The organism is Paenarthrobacter sp. PAE-2, assembly GCF_026013155.1.
Classification (GTDB): domain Bacteria; phylum Actinomycetota; class Actinomycetes; order Actinomycetales; family Micrococcaceae; genus Arthrobacter; species Arthrobacter ureafaciens.
Genome location: NZ_JAPDNV010000004.1, coordinates 158,188 through 176,505, shown reverse-complemented (window position 1 = coordinate 176,505; position 18,318 = coordinate 158,188). Strand labels below are relative to the sequence as shown.

The window sequence follows — 18,318 nt, the reverse complement described above, 5'->3', positions numbered from 1 at the left end:
CATCCTTAGCTCGAGTACGCGCTGTTCTCGTGCACGTAGTCGTGCGTGAGGTCGTTGGTCCAGATGGTGGCCTCGGCGTCGCCTGCCTGGAGGTCGATGTCCACCCGCACTTCACGTGGTTCCAGGTCCACGAGGTTGCGGTCATCACCAATGGCGCCGTTACGGCAGATCTGGACGCCGTTCATGGACACGTTCAGCTGGTCTGCTTCGAAGACGGCATCAGTGGTGCCCACTGCGGACAAGACACGGCCCCAGTTGGGGTCCTTGCCGAAAATGGCGGCCTTGAACAGGTTGGAGCGGGCCACAGCCCGGCTGACGATTTCAGCGTCGCGTTCGCTGGCTGCATTGAAGGTGCGGATGGCGATGTCGTGGCTGGCGCCTTCGGCATCCCCGATCAGCTTGCGGGCGAGGTCGGCGCACACGCTGGTGACGGCTTCGCTGAGCAGTTCGGCAGAGGGCAGCGCTTCCGACGCTCCTGATGCAAGCAATACCACGGTGTCGTTGGTGGACATGCAGCCATCGGAATCGGCACGGTCGAAGGTGACGCGCGTGGCGTCGCGGAGGACGACGTCGAGTTCGTTCGCCGGCACCTCGGCGTCGGTGGTGAGGACCACCAGCATGGTGGCCAGGCCCGGTGCGAGCATGCCGGCACCTTTGGCGATGCCGCCCACCGTGAAGGACTTGCCCTCTGCATCCTTGCCCGTGAACACGGCTTCCTTGGAGACGCTGTCCGTGGTCATGATCGCGGTGGCCGCGGCGCTGCCGCCGTCCTCGCTCAGCTCTTTGGCTGCAGCTTCGACGCCCGGGAGGATCTTGTCCATGGGGAGCTGCTCGCCGATCAGGCCGGTGGAACAAACCACGACGTCGGAAGCTGAGACTCCCAGCACCTCGGCCACTTTCTCCGCAGTGGCGTGGGTGTTCTGGAACCCCTGGGGACCCGTGCAGGCGTTCGCGCCGCCGGAATTCAGGACGACGGCGTCAACGCGGCCGTCCGTGACAACCTGACGCGACCAATGCACGGGGGCCGCGGCAACACGGTTGGACGTGAAGACGGCCGCCGCTGCCTTCTGCGGGCCGTCGTTGACAACGAGTGCCAGGTCCGGATTGCCTGAGGCCTTGATGCCGGCTTTGATTCCTGAGGCGCGGAATCCCTTGGGTGCGGTAATGGTCACGGTGCAACTCCCTGCAGGTTCAGGCCGGCGGTTTCATCCAGGCCGAGGGCAATGTTCATGGACTGCACGGCGCCGCCGGCAGTTCCCTTGGTGAGGTTGTCGATGGCGCAGGTGACGATTACCCTGCCGGTGTGGGCATCGTAGGCCAACTGCATGACGGCGTGGTTGGAGCCCTGCACGGACTTGGTAGCAGGCCATTGCCCTTCCGGCAGAAGGTGAACGAACGGCTCGTCGTCGTAGGCGTCGGCCCATGCCTGGCGCAATTCGGACGCGGTCACGCTGCGTCCTGCCTGCGCCCGAACTTTCGCGGTGGCCGTCGTGAGAATGCCGCGGCTCATGGGCGCCAGCGTCGGCGTGAAGGACACCGTCACGGGTTCGCCTGCAGCATTGCTGAGTCCCTGTTCGATTTCCGGCGTGTGGCGGTGTCCGCCGCCCACCCCGTACGGGCTCATGGAGCCCATGACCTCGGAACCAATGAGGTTCACCTTCGCTGCCTTCCCGGCGCCGGAGGTTCCGGACGCGGAGACAATGACGACGTCGTCCGTCAGGAGGAGGTTATTTGCGAAGCCGGGCGCCAACGCCAGCAGCGACGACGTCGGGTAGCAGCCGGGGACGGCGATCCGCGTTGCGCCCTTCAGCGCTTCGCGCTGACCCGGGAGCTCAGGCAGGCCATAAGGCCAGGTACCGGCATGCGCGGATCCGTAGAACTTTTCCCACGCGGCGGCGTCCTGCAAGCGATGGTCCGCTCCGGCGTCGATGACCAGCGTTCCTTCCGGCAGTTGCGCGGCAATCTCCGCGGAGGCACCGTGTGGAAGGGCGAGGAAAACGACGTCATGCCCCGCCAGGTTCTCCACGGTGGTGTCTTCCAGGATCCGGCTGGCCAGCCCATGGAGATGCGGCTGCAACTCACCTAGTCTGGAACCGGCGTTGCTGTGCGCCGTAATGGCGCCGATGGTGACGTTGGGATGGTTGGCCAGCAAACGCAGCACTTCTCCCCCGGCATAGCCACTGGCACCGGAGACGGCAACAGAAATAGTCATGAGCCCATGATACAGCAAAAGTATTCATTGGGTTCGATATTTATGCATGCCAAAAAGGTCGTGTTTGTTAGGACATTGCCGGTATGCTTGATGGAGGGTGATCCAGACCGTGCAGTCCGAACGTCGGCTGCAGCGTTGCCCGTTAGCGATACGGGGCACATTCATGTCACCCACGTCCACCGCTGAGCGCCCCAAAGCTCGCGCAATTCAACCAAATCCCGTCGTCCAGAGCTACTCAGAGCTCCTCAAGAGCGTCAAGGCAGCCGGACTCCTCGAGCGCCGTAGCGGCTTCTACATCTGGGTCTTCGTTGCCCTGGTACTTCTCATGGCCGGTACTTGGCTGGGCTTCGCACTGATCGGCGACTCCTGGTACCAGCTCCTCATCGCTGCGGCCGTGGGAATCCTGTGCACGCAGCTGAGCTTCCTGGCCCACGAGGCAGGTCACAAGCAGATCTTTGCTTCGCGGCGCGCCAACGACTGGTCCGCCCGCCTTTTGGCCACCGGTGTTGCAGGCATCAGTTACTCCTGGTGGGAACAAAAGCACGGCGCCCACCACAATCACCCCAACGTCATTTCCAAGGACCCAGACATCCGGAACAACGCCTTGGTGTTCTACGAAGACGCCGCAGCCGAACGCAAGGGCCGCTTGGCTTTCCTTACCAAGAAGCAGGGCTGGTTCTTCTTCCCGTTACTGACGCTCCTCGGCTTGAGCCTGCAGTTTGACTCCCTTCGCTTTGTTTTCGGCAGGCAGAAAGTACGTCACCGTTGGGTAGAGACGCCCATCCTCGTAGCGCGGCTTGCCGCCCTCCCGGTTCTGGCATTCACGTTCCTGCCCATAGGAATGGCGTTCGCCTTCCTGGGCGTGCAAATCATGGTGTACGGCTTCTACATGGGTGCCTCGTTCGCCCCGAACCACAAGGGCATGCCGGTCCTTCCCAAGGACAGCCGCGTGGACTTCCTCAATCGCCAGATCCTGACCTCGCGCAACATCTCCGGCGGCCGCTTCATGGACTTCCTCCTCGGCGGCCTCAACAGGCAGGTTGAGCACCATTTGTTCCCGGACATGGCCCGCCCGCACCTGCATCAGGCAGCAGGCATAGTGCGTGCCTTCTGCGCCAAGCACGCCATCCCCTACACGGAAACATCGCTCGCCCAGTCATACGGAATAGTGGTCAGGTACCTGAACGAGGTAGGCCTGGCTGCCGGGCGCGGCTTTGATTGCCCGGTGGCTTCAACTCACGGACGACGCTAGGAATTTCGCGGTCGCGTCCCCTCCGTCCCTAGGATGGAACCTGGAACCGGGCACCGGAAGGACCGTCCCGGAGTGAGGAGCCACCATGTCGCACGCCATTGTTGCCAACCAACCGGGAGGACCTGAAGTCCTCGAGTACGCTTCAGTCGAACCTCCCGTCCCAGGCGCAGGCCAGCTGCTGATCAAGGTCGCGGCGGCCGGCGTCAACTTCATCGAGACCTACCAGCGCAGCGGGATCTACAAGGTTCAATACCCTTTCACTCCCGGCGCAGAAGCCGCCGGGACCATTGAAGCGGTGGGCGAAGGCGTCGAAGATTTTGCTGTTGGCGACAGGGTAGCCACCGCGGAAGCAACCAAGACCTACGCCGAGTACGCCGTAGTGGATGTCGATAAGGCCCTGCCTGTCCCGGCCGGGGTTGATGACCACACCGCAGCCGCTTTGCCGCTCCAAGGCATCACTGCCCACTACCTCATGAACTCGTCATTCCGGGTGGAACCGGGACACACCGTTTTGCTCCACGCAGGCGCCGGTGGCGTCGGGCTCCTGCTGACCCAGCTGCTGAAGGCACGCGGAGCCAGGGTCATCACCACCGTTTCTTCGGACGAAAAAGCCGAACTTTCCCGGCTTGCGGGAGCCGATGAGGTCCTGCGCTACGAGGGTTTTGCGGACAAGGTACGGGAACTCACCGACGGCGAGGGCGTGAATGTGGTGTACGACGGCGTCGGCAAGGACACTTTCGACGATTCCCTGAGAAGCCTGCGGATCCGCGGCGCCATGGTGCTGTTCGGAGCGGCTTCCGGGCCCGTTCCACCGTTCGATCCCCAGCGGCTCAACGCCGGAGGTTCGCTCTCCCTGACGCGTCCCACGATGGGCCACTTTGTCCAGAACGCCCACGAACGGCGCTGGCGGGCCGCAGAAATTTTCGACGCCGCCGCCAACGGCACGTTGTCCGTCAGGGTCGGCGCCACCTACCCGCTGGCAGAAGCAGCCCAGGCCCACAGGGATCTGGAAGGCCGGAAGACCACCGGCAAGGTGCTGCTCCTCCCCTAGCCGCGACCGGGAATGCACGCAGACCCCCAAGGCGACGAAAGGCCCTGACAACCGAATCCATGAGGGAACGGTTGTCAGGGCCTTTCACTTCCCTGCCAGCACTGCTAGCGCTGGACGGCTCCACAGCGTTCGGAAGCAACAGCCACCGCAGCTGACCGGGCCTCTGAAGCTTCGTCCGCCGTCAGGGTGCGGTCATCCGCGCGGAAGCGCAGTCCGAAGGCCAAAGACTTCTTACCCTCTTCGATTCCCGGTCCCGAGTAGACATCGAACAGTGCCACGTCTTCCAGCAGCACTCCTGCGCCCTCCCGGAGCGCGGCAAGGACGTCATCGGCGGGCACATCCTGCGGGACCACCAAGGCCACATCCTGGGTGGCCACGGGGAAGCCCGAGATGTGCTTGGCGACGATCACGTCAGCAGCAGCCTCAAAGAGCGCTTCGACGTTGATCTCCATCGCCACGGAGCGCGCAGGCATGTCGTGGGCGGCCAAAAGCTTGGGGTGCAGTTCGCCGGCGTAGCCCACGACGTCACCGTTGCGCAGTGCCAGGCGGGCAGCCCGGCCCGGGTGGAAGGCCTGGTGGCTGCCCTGGCTGACTACCAGCTCAACCCCAAGGACGTCGGCAATCAGTCGCGCAACATCCAAGGCATCGGCCCAGTCCCAGGCACGCGGCGTGTGCGTCGCGGCAGCCGGCGAATCATGGCCGGTCAGAACCGCCGCGATGTGCAGCGGCTGGTGCGGAACGCCGTCGAACAATCCCTCCAGAACCTCATCCGCAGGCCTGACGCCCAACGGCGGGATGCTTTCGGTACCGATTTTCCCTTCCGGCAAGAACACCGAACCGGCCTCGTACAACGCTACGTCGCGGAAGCCCCGCGAGTGGTTCCGGCGTGCGACTTCGATCAGTCCCGGCAGGATCGACGTGCGAAGGAAACCCTGCTCTTCGCTGATCGGGTTGGCGAGCTTCAGTGCCGGCCGTTCGGCGCCTTCCTCGGCTACCCCGAAGGTATCGTTGGCGGCCTTGGAGACGAACGGGTAGGACAGAACCTCAGTCAGGCCTGCATCGGCCAGGGCCTGCACTACGCGACGTTTCTGCTGCTGGGTCCGGCTCAGGCCACGGCCCGGAGGTGCCACGGGCAAGGTGGCGGGAATGTTGTCATAACCGACCAGGCGGGCGACTTCCTCGGACAGGTCTTCCTTGGTTTCGAGGTCGTGGCGCCAGCTTGGAGCGGTCACCCGGTAGCCGCCGTCGTTCTTTTCCACGGTGGCACCGAGGTCAACGAGGGACGTCGTGACCTGCTCCTCCGTGAAATCGATGCCGATCCGCTTCGAGGCGTAGTCGGCAGGCAGATCGATGGTGACGGCGTCCGGCGCCGTTCCGACGTCGGTACCCGCCTGGTCAGCGGTGCCACCGGCCAGTTCCACGAGCAGGTCCACGACGCGCTGGGCTGCGACGTCGGCCACGTGCCAGTCCACCCCGCGTTCGAAGCGCTTGGAAGCCTCGGACGGCAGCTTGTGCCGCCGGCGGGAACGGGCAATCGAAACTTCGTCGAAGTGTGCCGCTTCCACCAGGATGCTGGTGGTGGAATCCGATACCTCGGTGTGCGCACCGCCCATGACGCCGGCAATGCCGATCGCACCGGAATCATCGGTGATCAGCAGATCCTCGGGGTGGAGGGTCCGCTCCTTGTCATCGAGCGTGGTGATCTTCTCACCGGCCACGGCGCGGCGCACGACGACGTCACCGGACAGCTTGTCCAAGTCATAGCAGTGGTTCGGCTGGCCGAGTTCCAACATGACGTAGTTGGAGATATCCACTGGCAGGGAGATGCTGCGGATACCGGCCAGACGAAGCCGGGATGACATCCACGGCGGCGTGGGACGCGTCGGGTCCACACCCCGGACAGTCCTGGCGACGAAACGGTCGCAGCCGGGCTTGCCGTAGATCGGAGCGTCGTCGTTGAGCTTGACGCCGTATCCGCCTTGGAGCCCGGCAGGTGCGTTGACCCTGGATGCCGGATCCGTGAAGGCGGTACCCGTGGCGTGGGCGTATTCGCGGGCCACTCCTCGGATGGAAAAGGCATAACCGCGGTCGGGAGTGACGTTGATTTCCGCTGCTTGGTCGTACAGGCCGAGCAGTTCCATTGCGTCGGTTCCGATTTCCGGGTCCAAACCGATCCGGGAAAGCACCAGGATGCCGTCGTGGTCGTCGCCGATACCCAGCTCGCGGACCGAAGCGATCATTCCAGCAGACATGTGACCGTAGGTCTTGCGGGCAGAGATGTGGAAGTCCCCGGGCAGCACGGCGCCCGGCAGGGTCACAACAACCTTGTCCCCCTCCACAAAGTTGTGCGCGCCGCAAACAATGCCCTGGACGCCGGAGGGATCGATGCCCTTGCCGGTGACGGTCTGTTCCTGCCCTTCGGGAACGACGCGAACCTGGCACCAGTTGATGGTCTTGCCGTTGCTCTGCGGTTCCTTGACCAGGCTGAGCACCTGCCCGACGACGACCGGTCCCTTCAGGGTGTCCGTGGGCCGGTGGACCTCTTCTTCTTCGAAGCCGACCTTGACCAGGTCAGCCATGACGTCTTCGGCCGTAGCATCGGCCGGTACCTGTGCGAACTCGCGCAACCAGGAAAGTGGGATACGCACTGTTAGATCTCCATCCCGAAGTGCTCGCTGAAACGTACGTCGCCTTCGATCATGTCGCGCATGTCGCCAACCTCGTTGCGGAACATGAGCGTGCGCTCGATGCCCATGCCGAAGGCAAAACCTGAATAGACTTCCGGATCGATGCCCGCTGCCCGGAGGACATTGGGATTGACCATGCCGCAGCCGCCCCACTCAATCCATTGCGGGCCGCCCTTCGCGCCCGGGTGCCAGATGTCCAGCTCCGCCGAAGGCTCCGTGAAGGGGAAGTAGTTGGGGCGCAGGCGGATGGAAGCTTCGTCGCCGAACATCTGCCGGGCGAAGTGCTCCAGGGTTCCGCGCAAGTCCGCCATGCTGAGGTTCTTGTCGATGGCCAGGCCCTCGAACTGGTGGAACACCGGCGTGTGGGTGGCATCGAGCTCGTCGGTCCGGAACACTTTCCCGGGGCACAGCACGTAGATGGGAACCTCGCGCTCCAGCATGGAACGCACCTGCACCGGTGAGGTGTGGGTGCGCATGAGGAGATGCGCCTCCGGCGGCTCCACGAAGAACGTGTCCTGCATTTCGCGGGCAGGGTGGTCCGGCTTGAAGTTCAGGGCGTCGAAGTTGAACCACTCGGACTCCACCTCCGGACCTTCGGCGATTTCCCAGCCCATCCCGACGAAGATGTCCGAGACGCGGTCCTGCAGCGTGGACAGAGGATGGCGGGCGCCTGCGCGACGGCGGCGCGGAGCGGCGGTGACGTCTACTGTCTCTTCCACCAGGATGCGGGCGTCATTCTCCGCTTCGAGGACCTCGTTGCGGGCTGCGAGCGCCTGGTTGACGCGACCCCGGGAGGAGCCCAGCAGCTTGCCGGCGGCCGCTTTGTGTTCCTTCGCCAAGCCGCCGATTTCGCGGTTGGCAAGGCTGAGCGGCGACTTCTCGCCGGTGTGCGCGAGGCGGACGGCCTTGAGTTCTTCGAGGGAGGTTGCGCCGGCAATGGCTGCTAGGGCGTCCTCAACGGCAGCGGTGATGGCGGCTTCGTCCAGAGGGTTCGGGACGGCGGCGCCTGGCAAAGTGTCAGTCATCTACTGTTCTTAGCTACGAGTCGGAAGCGGCCGGCGTGGCGGCTGCAGGACAAACGGTGGTGGACGCCGCGTGGCGAACACCGCCTTCCAGTCTAGTTGAACCGCTCCGCCTTGCCGGTCTTTGCCCTGCTGCCGGGCAAGGCCCGGGGTTAGCATGGCTTCATGACTCCCGGGCAGCGCCTGCGCCAGATCGCGAACGTCGTCAATCTCAGCACGCCGCTGGGCCTGATGGTAGCGGTCGCGTCCAAGTCGCCGCGGCGTCCCGGTCCACGCGGACTGATCATCGCTTCCGACTATGGATGGAAGCTTCCCAAGGCGGGGGCTTTCACCATGGGGAACGTCGTTCTCTACAGGGCTGGTCGCGACGTAGCCGGCCGCAACGAAGTGTTGCTTGGCCACGAGGAACGTCACAGCACCCAGTACGCCTACTGCCTGGGCCTGCCCTTCCTGGTCTTCTACGGGGCGGCTGCCTGCTGGTCCGTACTGCGTACGGGCAACCCGGGCCTGGCCAATATCTTCGAACGCCAGGCCGGACTTGAGGCCGGCGGCTACATCAGCCCTCCTGGCCAAAACCGGCATGCCGGAGAAGGAATTGAGGCAGCATGAAACGCACCATGACGGTAACGGGAACGGGAAGTGCTTCGGCAACTCCGGACACCGTGACATTGACGCTCGGTGTCGAGGCCCGCCGTGACACGGCAGAAAGGGCCTATTCCGACGCCGGAGCTGCCGCCACCGCTGTTGCCGCAGCATTGCGGTCCGAGGGGGTACTGGAGGCCGATGTGCGCACGAGCGGACTCAATCTTCGCGCGGATTCGGTGTGGGCCGAAGGCCAGGGACAGAAGGTGACGGGCTACGTAGCCACGGCGACCCTGCACGTGGGCCTTCGCTCACCATCAAGCGCTCCCGCCGTCATCGCTTCTGCGGTTGCCGCAGGCGGCGACGCCATCAGGATCAACGGCCTTGAACAGGGCTTCGCCGATGCGTCAGGCCTGATCGCTTCAGCGCAGGAAGCTGCCTGGTCCGATGCCTTGGCCAAAGCACAGCGCTACGCACGACTGGCGGGAGCTGAGCTCGGCGGGGTCATCTCCGTTTCAGAGCAGGCACCGGCCGGGGCACCGGTCCCGGTGGGCGGGCTGGTACGCGCCTACGCTGCCGAGGCACTGCCCGTGGAAGCCGGCACATCGTCGGTGTCCGCAAGTGTCAGGGTGGAATGGGAGTTGGTCGCCGGCTAAGGCTTAGTGGATCGCCCCGGCAGCAAACTGCTCATCAACCGTGGTTTGCAGGGCAGTGCGGACAACCGCGGAAATCCCCCGCACCATGTCATCCAGGGCCATGGTGGGGACGCTGCTTCCGGTAGGTACCTGCTCCGGCAGGTAGGGCACATGGACAAAGCCCGCCCGGATTCCGGTCTTCCCTGCCGCCGTCTTCATGAGCGAGTAGAACACGTGGTTGCAGACGTAGGTCCCGGCCGTCTGCGAGACCTCCGCCCTGATGCCCTCAATCTGCAGGTTCCGCAGGGCCGCTTTGATGGGCAAGGTGGTGAAGTATGCGGCCGGTCCACCCTGGACTATGTCCTGGTCGATGGGCCTGTTCCCTTGGTTGTCAGGTTTTCGCGCGTCATCGACGTTGATGGCCACGCGTTCAAGGGACATCCGCGAACGGCCTCCGGCCAGTCCTACGGCCACGACAATCCGGGGGCGGATCGCGTCGATGGTTTCCTCCAGGACGCGTGCTGATTCACCGAACACGCACGGCAACTCCAGAGTCTCAACATCAAGGCCGTCGCCGCGCAGCATCGCAGCCGCGCCCTCTACTGCCGGCCAGGAAGGATTCACGGAATCGCCGCCAAAGGGTTCGAACCCGGTCAGGAGGATCATGGGGCAACAGTAGCAACCCGGGGATCCTCCTGAGGACGCTTGACTTAAATTCGAACATACCTTCGAATTGAACCCATGAGATGGAACGCACAAGCACTTTCACCTACCAGTGACGGCTTGTCCGGAAACAGTGAAGGCGGAACTCCAGGCCCTGCCCCGGTCACGGATGCCCTCCTCCCACTGGCCGGGCTGGTGCGTTCCATCTCAACACCCGAATTCTCCGGAGTCACCTTCCACGAGGTCACCGCCAAGTCAGTGCTCAACAAGGTGCCGTCCGGTTCAAACATGCCCTTCGAATGGACCGTCAATCCTTACCGTGGCTGCAGCCACGCCTGCGTTTATTGCTTTGCCCGCAAGACCCACACCTACCTGGATTTCGACTCCGGCCGGGACTTTGATTCCCAAGTGGTGGTGAAGATCAACGCAGCAGAGGTGCTGCGCAAGGAGTTGGCGAAGCCGTCATGGCAGCGGCATCAGGTTGCGCTGGGGACCAACACCGACCCCTACCAGCGTGCCGAGGGCCGGTACGCGTTGATGCCGGGAATTATCCGTGCCCTGGCCGACTCCGGTACGCCGTTCTCGATTCTGACCAAGGGCACCCTCCTGGCAAGGGACATTCCCCTCCTCAAGCATGCAGCCACCCAGGTTCCCGTGGACCTCGGGATCTCGCTCGCAATGACCAACCCGGACCTCGCCGAACTGATGGAGCCTGGAACGCCGTCGCCCCGGGCACGCCTTAAGCTCATAGCAAGGCTGCGCGACGCCGGCCTGGGCTGCGGCGTCATGGCGATGCCGATCCTTCCATGGCTGACCGACTCCGATGAAGCACTCGACTCGCTTTTTTCGGAACTGGCGGCTGCCGGTGCCACAGGGGTCACAGCCGGCGCCCTCTACCTCAAGCCAGGCACCCGCGAGTGGTATCTGAAATGGCTCGCCGCCAACCATCCGGAGCTGGTGGGCCGCTACCGCCGCCTCTACGGTCAAGGCGCTTACGCCCCGAAAGACTACCGGGTGTGGTTGTCCGGCCGGATCAATTACTTCAAGGCGAAGTACGGATTCAAGGGCACGTCCGGATTCAGTCACCGGAACGCCAAACCGGCGGTTTCCAGCCGCACTGATGCCGAGCATCAGGCTGCACACACTCCGGACCAACAGCCGCTGTTCTAGAACGCCAGTTTTTGCAGACAACCCCGCCTGCGCCGTGGCTAGCCCGCCGCTGCGACCCGGTCCAGCAAGGCCTGCACAATGGGCAAATCTGCGGGGATCCATGGAAGTTCCATGAGCTCCCCGTGCCCGTCAAGACGCACCCAGCGGAGCTCGTCATGATCCTCGAGCGGTTGCGGCTCCCCCTCTGACACTTCCGCGAACCAGACCCTCATCACCGCATGCTCGTTCAGTGGCCAGCCGGATGGACTGCCGGATTCCACTTCACGGCCAAGACGCACTGTGATGCCCAGTTCCTCGCCTAGTTCGCGATGCAGGGCAGCCTCAGCGGATTCGCCCGCCTCGACTTTTCCGCCGGGGAACTCCCACATCCCGGCGAATTTAGGCGGCGCTGTACGCCGGGCGGCCAAAAGCCTGGAGGGTTTTTCCAAGGAGTCGACGACGGCCGCCCCAACGACGTTGATCATTACAGTCACCGCACCAGTCTAGGGTGGCCGGGGCCATGGGGATTATCACATAACACGACTGCAAACCCTCCGGAGCATTAAGCTTGACTCTGGACTTTCTCCACTCTCCCAGGCCCCCAAGGCACCTCAAGAAGCAGGCTCATGACTACAACCGTGTCTCCACCCGTCCAGCGATCCGCCAAGCGTCACCTCGGGCTGGCCATATTGTCGCTGGCCATGGGCGGATTCGCCATTGGCACCACCGAGTTCGCCATGATGGGCCTGCTGAAGGAAGTGGAAGAAGGACTTGGGATCAGCACCCCGGAGGCCGGCAACCTGATCTCCGCCTACGCCCTTGGTGTGGTCGTTGGAGCGCCGGTCTTTGCAGCTTTCGGCGCCAAACTGCCAAGGAAGCACCTGGCCCTGGGTCTCATGCTGTTCCTGTCGGTGGCCAACCTGACATCCTTCATCGCTCCCGACTACGGGCTCATGCTGGTGTCCCGCTTCGCCTCGGGCCTGCCCCACGGCGCCTTCTTCGGCGTCGCTGCCGTGATTGCCGCGAGCCTCGTGGCGCCCACCAAGCGCGGCTGGGCGATTTCCATGGTCATGGCCGGGCTGACCGTCTCCAACGTCATCGGCGTCCCGCTGGCCACGTGGGTTGGTCAGACGTTCGGGTGGCGGCTGCTGTTCGTCATCGTGGGCGCCATCGGCCTCGGCACGGTGGCGATGGTTTGGAAATTCGTGCCCTTCGAACCCGTCCATCCGGAGGCGAGCATCCGCCGCGAACTCGGCGCCCTCAAGCGGCTGCAAGTCTGGCTGGCACTGCTGATCGGCATCATCGGTTTCGGCGGGTTCTTTGCCGTCTACACCTATATCGCCCACACCATGACCAGCGTCGCAGGCATACCGGAGAACTTCATACCCGCAGTCGTCGCCCTGTATGGCGTGGGCATGGTGGTGGGCAACATCATCGGCGGACGCATCGCCGACCGTTCCGTCATGGGCACCATCTACTTTGTAATGCCGGGCATTGCTGTTGCCTTGGTGGTCTACGCGATTGCGGCCAACTGGGCCTGGTCCGCGTTCCTCATGGCCTTCGTCGTCGGTGGCATCGGCTCCATGCTGACTCCCGCCCTGCAGACGCGGCTCCTCGACGCCGCCCCCGGCGCGGCTTCCCTGGCGTCCTCTTTGAACCATTCCGCGCTCAACATCGCCAACGCCCTGGGGGCTTTCCTGGGCGGCACAGTCATTGCCTGGGGATGGGGCTACGTGGCACCGGCGCTGGTCGGTGCAGTGCTCGCCGTTCTCGGCCTGGGCGTAGCCGTGATCAGCGGGCTCGTGGAACGCAGGAAGCCCCTGGCCTGAGCCTTAGGGCCTCCGAACGCCGGCACCTTGCTGGGAGCGGGCGCTGGCGTAGAGGCAGACGGTAGCTGCAGTACCCAGGTTCAAGCTCTCTGCCGCCCCGTAGACAGGCACAGCAACCCTGTGGTCAGCCAAGGCCAGCTCGGCGTCGGACAGTCCCTGTGCCTCATTCCCGAAGAGCCAGGCGGTGGGGGCTTCCAAGGCGTAGTCGGATGCTACGTCGGTGTTGCCCAGGCGACGGGCTGCGTTCTCATCCTGCAGCTTGTCCAGGTTGACGGTGCCGTATCCATCAGCGGCCAGGATGCCGATCCCCCGGGCCTTGCACAAGGCCACCAATTGCTCCACGTCAGCGCCAAGCACCACCGGGAGGTGGAACAAAGACCCCGCGGTGGACCGGACGGCCTTGGGATTGTAGATGTCCACGCTTGATCCCGTGAGGATCACCGCGTCGGCCCCCGCAGCGTCTGCTGCGCGCAGTACTGTGCCGGCATTGCCGGGGTCCCGCACCTGGCACATCACGGCGAGGAGGCGTGGGCCGGCGTCGAGCACTTCCTCGAGGGGCACGTCCACGAAGCTGCACACCGCAACGATCCCCTGGGGGTTTACGGTGTCCGTCATGGCGGACAGGACCTCATCGCTCGCGAGGCGAAGCAGGGTGCCTTTGGCAAGATCGGCAAGTTCTGGCAGCCGGTCCAGGCACGCTTCGCTGGCAAAGACCTCATGGACGACGGCGTCGCCCCCTGAGGCGAGCCGCTCACGGTGCAGGGTCAGAGCCTCCCGTACGGCCTGGGGCCCCTCTGCGAGGAATCTCTTGCGCTTTAAACGCGCCGGGCGCCCGGCAAGCTTCGCAACGTCCTTCACCCGATCGGCTCGGGGGTTGGTCATCGGAAAATCTTGCGGGCGCCCGGTTTCGTTCATATAAAGAACTTTAGTGGCAGTTGCGACTAGTTCTTGATCTGCTGGCGTGCTTCGCCACCGGCAGGCTCAAAGCCTGCAGCCTTTGCAGCTTCAACGGTGGAGAACCAGTACTCTGCAGCGGTGTTCTCGTACCAGGTGGAACCCGGAACGTGGTACTTCTTGGACTCGGCGTTGCCCTTGATGGCGTAGCCTTCCGGAGCACCTTCGCCGTCAACGGCAGCAACAGCGCCGTCGATGGCCGGCTTCTCGGAAACAACAGCCTTGACAGCCGTAGCGGTAGCGGCGGCCGGAGCAACCTTGGCTGCCTTGGGAGCAGCAACTTCAGCCTTGGCGGCCGGAGCGGAGGTATCGGACGGCAGTGCAGCCTTGGCAACGTTCACCAGAGCGGTGAAAGCGTTGGCATCGGAGACGGCAAGTTCTGCCAGCATGCGGCGGTCAACCTCAACCTCAGCGGCCTTGAGGCCCTGGATCAGGCGGTTGTAGGTGAGGCCGTTGGCGCGGGATGCAGCGTTGATGCGCTGGATCCAGAGGCGACGGAAGTCACCCTTGCGCTTGCGGCGGTCGCCATAGCTGTAAACAAACGAGTGCAGCAGCTGCTCTTTTGCCTTACGGTAAAGGCGCGAACGCTGACCGCGGTAACCCTTGGCGCGTTCGAGGACAACCCGGCGCTTCTTGTGGGCGTTGACCGCCCGCTTCACACGTGCCACGTGCGTACTCCTTCAGAAATCTTTATCCCAAGCTGCTACTACCGGAAATCCCGGCGGGCCTGAGAAGGCTTTTGGTGTAGTTGGCAACTGCCGGTTGGCAGTCGCCGAAGAACTTGGAACTTAGACGCCGAGCATCTTTTTGATGACCTTGGCATCGCCCTTGAAGACGATCTTGTCGCCGGCAAGGCGACGGGTCAGCGTGGAAGCCTTGTGCTCAAGGTAGTGGCGGCGGTTGGCCTGCTGGCGCTTCAGCTTGCCGGTACCGGTCAGCTTGAAGCGCTTCTTAGCACCGCTGTGGGTCTTCATCTTCGGCATGGGAACCGATCTCCTTACGTCTCCGCGGACAGTATCCGCAGTTCTTTCGTGCAGCCGGCCTACGAGGGCCGGCGTGCTGGTTGCTTGCCCTTGGAAGCAAAGCTCCCAGGGCGTCGAACTAGTTGGTCTTGCGTGATGCAGGCTTCGGCGTGGCCTTGGGAGCCGCCGGGCGTGCTGCCGGCTTCGGAGCTGCAGGCTTGGCCATCGGCTTCGGCGCTGCCGGAACGGCAGGCTTCGGCGCCGCCGGAACAGCCGGCTTGGGTGCTTCCTGGGCCGGGGCCTCAGCTGCGGGAGCTTCCTCGGTCACAGCCGGGGCGGCTTCCTCAACCGGGGCTTCCACTGCAGGTGCTTCTACCGCAGGGGCTTCCTCGACCGGGGCTTCAGCTGCGGGAGCTTCCTCGGCCACAGCCGGGGCGGCTTCCTCAACTGCCGGAGCCTCAACTACCGGAGCTTCGGTTTCCTGCACCGGCTCTTCGCCGGCCGACCGGAGGCCTTCGGGCAGAAGGTCTCCGAGGGACTGGGTCATCGGAGCCTGGCCGCCGGAGGTATCCACGCGGGCAGCCGCCTTGGCTTCGTTCTGGGCCTTGGCCTCGGCACGCTGGGCAGCGCGCCGCGCTTCTGCCTTGGCTTCGGCCTTGTTCTTCAGCGGACCAATCACCATGACCATGTTGCGGCCATCGATGCGCGGGCTGGACTCCACAACGCCGACCTCGGCAACGTCTTCAGCGAAGCGCTGCAGGAGGCGGATGCCCATCTCGGGACGCTGCTGCTCGCGGCCACGGAACTGGATCATGGCCTTGACCTTGTCTCCGGCACCGAGGAAGCGGAGGGCGTGCCCACGCTTGGTTTCGTAGTCGTGCTTGTCGATCTTCAGGCGGAAACGGATTTCCTTGAGAACCGTGTTGGTCTGGTTCTTGCGGGCCTCGCGCGCCTTGACTGCGGCCTCGTACTTGTACTTGCCGAAGTCCATCAACTTGCAAACAGGGGGCTTAGCCTGCGGGGCAACTTCAACGAGATCGAGATCGGACTCCGCAGCCAGACGCAGGGCGTCCTCGATACGGACAATTCCTACCTGTTCGCCGGCAGGGCCGACCAGCCGCACCTCGGGGACGCGGATACGCTCATTGATTCTTGGCTCGCTAATGTTAAAGCTCCTGTGGTTGTGGTGAGTTCGCCGGCAAAAAGAGAAGGCCTCCAATTGCCGGTGCAATCGAAGGCCTCGAAGATCGGGAGCAGTCCCCACGTAAGGGGGGCTACGCATTTCAGGGCATCGCCCGGAAATGTCCGACCAGGTACCCGGCAACCTCTGGTTCCCGAAGGAAAACGGCTGACGCGGGTGGGAGAGAACTCCGCTTGCAAACTGAAAATCAATTCTACAGAAATAACCCGCCAAGCGCACATTCACGCGGCGGGAGGACTCATGCTGAATAACGACTTCCAGTCGGTCTGTGACAAGCTTACCAGTATGAGCACTGAAGACAGCAATTCCCGGAACTCCTTCGGCAGCGACGCCGCCGCCGGTGTTTCCCAGCAGATCCGAGACATCGCCGAGGTCCCCGCGGTGGAGGTCATCACCACAGGCGCGGTACACCTCATGAGCGCAGCCGCCGTGAAGGTGGGCCTGGCCGATGATCCACATGCCGAAGACCTCAAGGACCTCGATGAAGCACGTAAGCTCATCACCGCCCTTGCCGGGCTCGTGACCGCGGCCGCTCCCGAGATCGGATCCCAGCATGCCGGACCGTTGCGTGACGGCCTGCGTTCCCTTCAATTGGCCTTCCGTGAGGCTTCCCTCATCCCCGATGCCCCGGGCAAGGGCCCGGGCGAAAAGTTCACCGGACCGGTGAACTGACTCCATCACAAGGTTGATCACGACGACGGCGACCCCACCTCGCAAGGTGGAGTCGCCGTCGTCGTTAACCCGACCGCGCTGTGATCGGGAAACGCTGAACCTTCGGAAGCGTCCTTCCGGCAGCCGCTCAACGCGGAACGCGGGCGGCGCGCCGCCGCAGGGACAGGAGCAGCAGGCCGGTCAGGCAGAGCACAACACCGCCGATTCCGACGGCGGCGAAACCACCCCCTGGGCCGACAGTGTCAATGAAGATACCCGCCATTGGCGCGCCCAAGGCAACACCACCGGTCAGTGCGGAGCCGTACCAGCCCATGGCCTCGCCGCGCCGCTCCTCGTCCACGAGGTCGGCCACCTTTTCCGATGACGCAGACAACACCGGAGCACACAGCAGACCCGGCAGGATAGCCAGGAGTGCCAGCGACCACGTGTCCGTGGCGAAGCCCATGGGAATGGTCAACGCCGCCATCCCCAGCAGCAGGAGCATGGGCGGAATGGGGCGGTTCATGGCGCCGTACACCAGCCCGCCAACAACGGAGGCCGCGCACCAGAAGAAGAAGACAATGCCGATCTGGTTCTCGTGGCCGCCGCGTTCCAAAAGGCCGACGATGCTGACATCCGAACCACTCAGGACCATCCCGGCGCCGGCAGCTACGGCGAAGAGTGCCGCCACGGAAACTGTGAACCACGCGAAGTTCCGCGCAACCCGGCTCCGAAGTCCAGCGGTTCGGGACACCGCGGGGGCCATCTCCGATGCAGCCTCCTGGACGTGGCCGGGCGCCGAAGCAACCATTGCCGCCTCGGCCGCGGAAAGCTCATCAGCCGCACGCTCCGCCGACTCCTCAGGACTACATGCCGTGTCGCTGCGGGTGGGCGGGTTGAACCAGATCAGGAACAGTCCCGCGGCTGAGACGGACAGGCCTACCGCGGTCAGGCCCAGGGCCGAAAAGCCGCTGGTGGCGATGACGGCACCCACCGCGGGGCCAATCATGAACACCAATTCCGTGGCGATGGAATCCAGGGCGAACGCTCCCCTGCGCTGTTCGCCGTCCACCATGACGCCCAGCGACTGCCGAACCACACTGAAGATCGGCAAAGTGAAAAGGCCTCCGACAAACACCAGGGGCAACAGCCAGGCGTAGGACACGTGCGGCACCAGCGACCAGATGACAGCTTCGGAAACGATCGAAGGGATCAGGGCTTTGCGAAGGCCCACCATGTCCACGCGGCGTCCACGCCACGGTGCACCCAGGGCGATGCCGATGGTCATGATCGCCGCGGCAGCGCCCGCAGCCGCGTAGCCCTGGCCCAACGTGAGGACGATGTGAAGCGTCAACAGCACGCCTGCTGCCGAGTGCGGGATGCGGGCAATCATCCCTACCAGCAGGAGCCTCCGCACAGGGCGGTTGGCCAGCATCTCTTTGTAGAGAGCAAAGTTCACAGCTTGGTT

General features: G+C 64.0%; 18 protein-coding genes. 7 read left to right on the top strand and 11 right to left on the bottom strand.

The features are described 5' to 3' along the window. Positions 1-5: 5 nt before the first annotated feature. Both argJ and argC read right to left on the bottom strand, forming a co-directional pair. Positions 6-1,172: a bifunctional glutamate N-acetyltransferase/amino-acid acetyltransferase ArgJ gene (argJ, locus tag OCL88_RS03970; protein WP_264961700.1), complete on the bottom strand. Its 1,167-nt coding sequence runs from the start codon at positions 1,170-1,172 to the stop codon at positions 6-8. Further along, a complete protein-coding gene (gene argC / locus OCL88_RS03965; protein WP_264961699.1) occupies positions 1,169-2,212 on the bottom strand; it encodes an N-acetyl-gamma-glutamyl-phosphate reductase in 1,044 nt (347 codons plus the stop codon). The genes argJ and argC overlap by 4 nt, the downstream gene beginning before the upstream one ends. Positions 2,213-2,375: 163 nt before the next feature. Between argC and OCL88_RS03960 the strand changes: the two genes are divergently transcribed. Both OCL88_RS03960 and OCL88_RS03955 read left to right on the top strand, forming a co-directional pair. Beyond that, positions 2,376-3,464, top strand: coding sequence for a fatty acid desaturase family protein (locus OCL88_RS03960; RefSeq protein ID WP_264961698.1), 1,089 nt, complete (start codon positions 2,376-2,378; stop codon positions 3,462-3,464). Positions 3,465-3,549: 85 nt separating this feature from the next. Further along, the gene (locus tag OCL88_RS03955; protein WP_193591616.1) at positions 3,550-4,515 is read left to right on the top strand and encodes a quinone oxidoreductase family protein; all 966 of its coding nucleotides are present in this window, start codon (positions 3,550-3,552) and stop codon (positions 4,513-4,515) included. Positions 4,516-4,619: 104 nt separating this feature from the next. Here the strand turns inward: OCL88_RS03955 and pheT are convergent, their stop codons facing one another. Together pheT and pheS are read right to left on the bottom strand one after the other, a co-directional pair. Continuing rightward, entirely contained in the window at positions 4,620-7,163 is a 2,544-nt protein-coding gene (gene pheT / locus OCL88_RS03950; RefSeq protein WP_264961697.1) for a phenylalanine--tRNA ligase subunit beta, read from the bottom strand. 2 nt (positions 7,164-7,165) lie between these two features. After that, positions 7,166-8,227 carry a phenylalanine--tRNA ligase subunit alpha gene (gene pheS / locus OCL88_RS03945; RefSeq protein WP_062096013.1) on the bottom strand — a complete coding sequence of 354 codons (1,062 nt, stop codon included), beginning with the start codon at positions 8,225-8,227 and terminating at the stop codon, positions 7,166-7,168. A 162-nt stretch (positions 8,228-8,389) separates the two neighbouring features. On the opposite strand from pheS, the gene OCL88_RS03940 reads away from it, so the two are divergent. After that, positions 8,390-8,833, top strand: coding sequence for a hypothetical protein (locus tag OCL88_RS03940; protein ID WP_264961696.1), 444 nt, complete (start codon positions 8,390-8,392; stop codon positions 8,831-8,833). Continuing rightward, positions 8,830-9,462 (top strand): SIMPL domain-containing protein, encoded by a 633-nt coding sequence (locus tag OCL88_RS03935; RefSeq protein ID WP_264961695.1) that lies wholly within the window; start codon positions 8,830-8,832, stop codon positions 9,460-9,462. Before OCL88_RS03940 ends, OCL88_RS03935 begins: the two co-directional genes overlap by 4 nt. A gap of 3 nt (positions 9,463-9,465) precedes the next feature. Here the strand turns inward: OCL88_RS03935 and pcp are convergent, their stop codons facing one another. Continuing rightward, the gene (gene pcp, locus OCL88_RS03930; RefSeq protein WP_264961694.1) at positions 9,466-10,107 is read right to left on the bottom strand and encodes a pyroglutamyl-peptidase I; all 642 of its coding nucleotides are present in this window, start codon (positions 10,105-10,107) and stop codon (positions 9,466-9,468) included. 75 nt (positions 10,108-10,182) lie between these two features. Between pcp and OCL88_RS03925 the strand changes: the two genes are divergently transcribed. Beyond that, positions 10,183-11,274, top strand: coding sequence for an Rv2578c family radical SAM protein (locus tag OCL88_RS03925; RefSeq protein WP_264961693.1), 1,092 nt, complete (start codon positions 10,183-10,185; stop codon positions 11,272-11,274). Between the two features lie 38 nt (positions 11,275-11,312). Here the strand turns inward: OCL88_RS03925 and OCL88_RS03920 are convergent, their stop codons facing one another. Next, positions 11,313-11,747: a (deoxy)nucleoside triphosphate pyrophosphohydrolase gene (locus tag OCL88_RS03920; protein ID WP_264961692.1), complete on the bottom strand. Its 435-nt coding sequence runs from the start codon at positions 11,745-11,747 to the stop codon at positions 11,313-11,315. A gap of 132 nt (positions 11,748-11,879) precedes the next feature. Here OCL88_RS03920 and OCL88_RS03915 point away from each other — a divergent pair, with 132 nt between their 5' ends. Further along, positions 11,880-13,082: an MFS transporter gene (locus OCL88_RS03915; protein WP_264961691.1), complete on the top strand. Its 1,203-nt coding sequence runs from the start codon at positions 11,880-11,882 to the stop codon at positions 13,080-13,082. 3 nt (positions 13,083-13,085) lie between these two features. Here the strand turns inward: OCL88_RS03915 and OCL88_RS03910 are convergent, their stop codons facing one another. The 4 genes from OCL88_RS03910 to infC all read right to left on the bottom strand — a co-directional run bounded on the left by OCL88_RS03910 (position 13,086) and on the right by infC (position 16,121). Then, on the bottom strand, positions 13,086-13,997 hold the full coding sequence (locus OCL88_RS03910) for a TrmH family RNA methyltransferase (protein ID WP_264961690.1): 912 nt from the start codon (positions 13,995-13,997) through the stop codon (positions 13,086-13,088). 26 nt (positions 13,998-14,023) lie between these two features. Further along, positions 14,024-14,704, bottom strand: a complete 681-nt coding sequence (gene rplT / locus OCL88_RS03905) for a 50S ribosomal protein L20 (RefSeq protein ID WP_166184027.1) — start codon at positions 14,702-14,704, stop codon at positions 14,024-14,026. 120 nt (positions 14,705-14,824) lie between these two features. Beyond that, positions 14,825-15,019, bottom strand: a complete 195-nt coding sequence (gene rpmI, locus OCL88_RS03900; RefSeq protein WP_021474310.1) for a 50S ribosomal protein L35 — start codon at positions 15,017-15,019, stop codon at positions 14,825-14,827. A 118-nt stretch (positions 15,020-15,137) separates the two neighbouring features. Further along, on the bottom strand, positions 15,138-16,121 hold the full coding sequence (gene infC / locus OCL88_RS03895) for a translation initiation factor IF-3 (RefSeq protein WP_410868072.1): 984 nt from the start codon (positions 16,119-16,121) through the stop codon (positions 15,138-15,140). 363 nt (positions 16,122-16,484) lie between these two features. Between infC and OCL88_RS03890 the strand changes: the two genes are divergently transcribed. Further along, on the top strand, positions 16,485-16,871 hold the full coding sequence (locus OCL88_RS03890; RefSeq protein WP_031217149.1) for a DUF1844 domain-containing protein: 387 nt from the start codon (positions 16,485-16,487) through the stop codon (positions 16,869-16,871). Between the two features lie 127 nt (positions 16,872-16,998). Here the strand turns inward: OCL88_RS03890 and OCL88_RS03885 are convergent, their stop codons facing one another. Continuing rightward, positions 16,999-18,309, bottom strand: a complete 1,311-nt coding sequence (locus tag OCL88_RS03885) for an MFS transporter (protein ID WP_264961689.1) — start codon at positions 18,307-18,309, stop codon at positions 16,999-17,001. Positions 18,310-18,318 lie beyond the last annotated feature (9 nt).

Coding starts and splice junctions, on each gene's coding strand:
- argC (WP_264961699.1), bottom strand. CDS start 2,212: ATGACTATTTCTGTTGCCGTCTCCGGTGCCAGTGGCTATGCCGGGGGA.
- OCL88_RS03960 (WP_264961698.1), top strand. CDS start 2,376: ATGTCACCCACGTCCACCGCTGAGCGCCCCAAAGCTCGCGCAATTCAA.
- OCL88_RS03955 (WP_193591616.1), top strand. CDS start 3,550: ATGTCGCACGCCATTGTTGCCAACCAACCGGGAGGACCTGAAGTCCTC.
- pheS (WP_062096013.1), bottom strand. CDS start 8,227: ATGACTGACACTTTGCCAGGCGCCGCCGTCCCGAACCCTCTGGACGAA.
- OCL88_RS03940 (WP_264961696.1), top strand. CDS start 8,390: ATGACTCCCGGGCAGCGCCTGCGCCAGATCGCGAACGTCGTCAATCTC.
- OCL88_RS03935 (WP_264961695.1), top strand. CDS start 8,830: ATGAAACGCACCATGACGGTAACGGGAACGGGAAGTGCTTCGGCAACT.
- pcp (WP_264961694.1), bottom strand. CDS start 10,107: ATGATCCTCCTGACCGGGTTCGAACCCTTTGGCGGCGATTCCGTGAAT.
- OCL88_RS03925 (WP_264961693.1), top strand. CDS start 10,183: ATGAGATGGAACGCACAAGCACTTTCACCTACCAGTGACGGCTTGTCC.
- OCL88_RS03915 (WP_264961691.1), top strand. CDS start 11,880: ATGACTACAACCGTGTCTCCACCCGTCCAGCGATCCGCCAAGCGTCAC.
- OCL88_RS03910 (WP_264961690.1), bottom strand. CDS start 13,997: ATGAACGAAACCGGGCGCCCGCAAGATTTTCCGATGACCAACCCCCGA.
- rpmI (WP_021474310.1), bottom strand. CDS start 15,019: ATGCCGAAGATGAAGACCCACAGCGGTGCTAAGAAGCGCTTCAAGCTG.
- OCL88_RS03890 (WP_031217149.1), top strand. CDS start 16,485: ATGAGCACTGAAGACAGCAATTCCCGGAACTCCTTCGGCAGCGACGCC.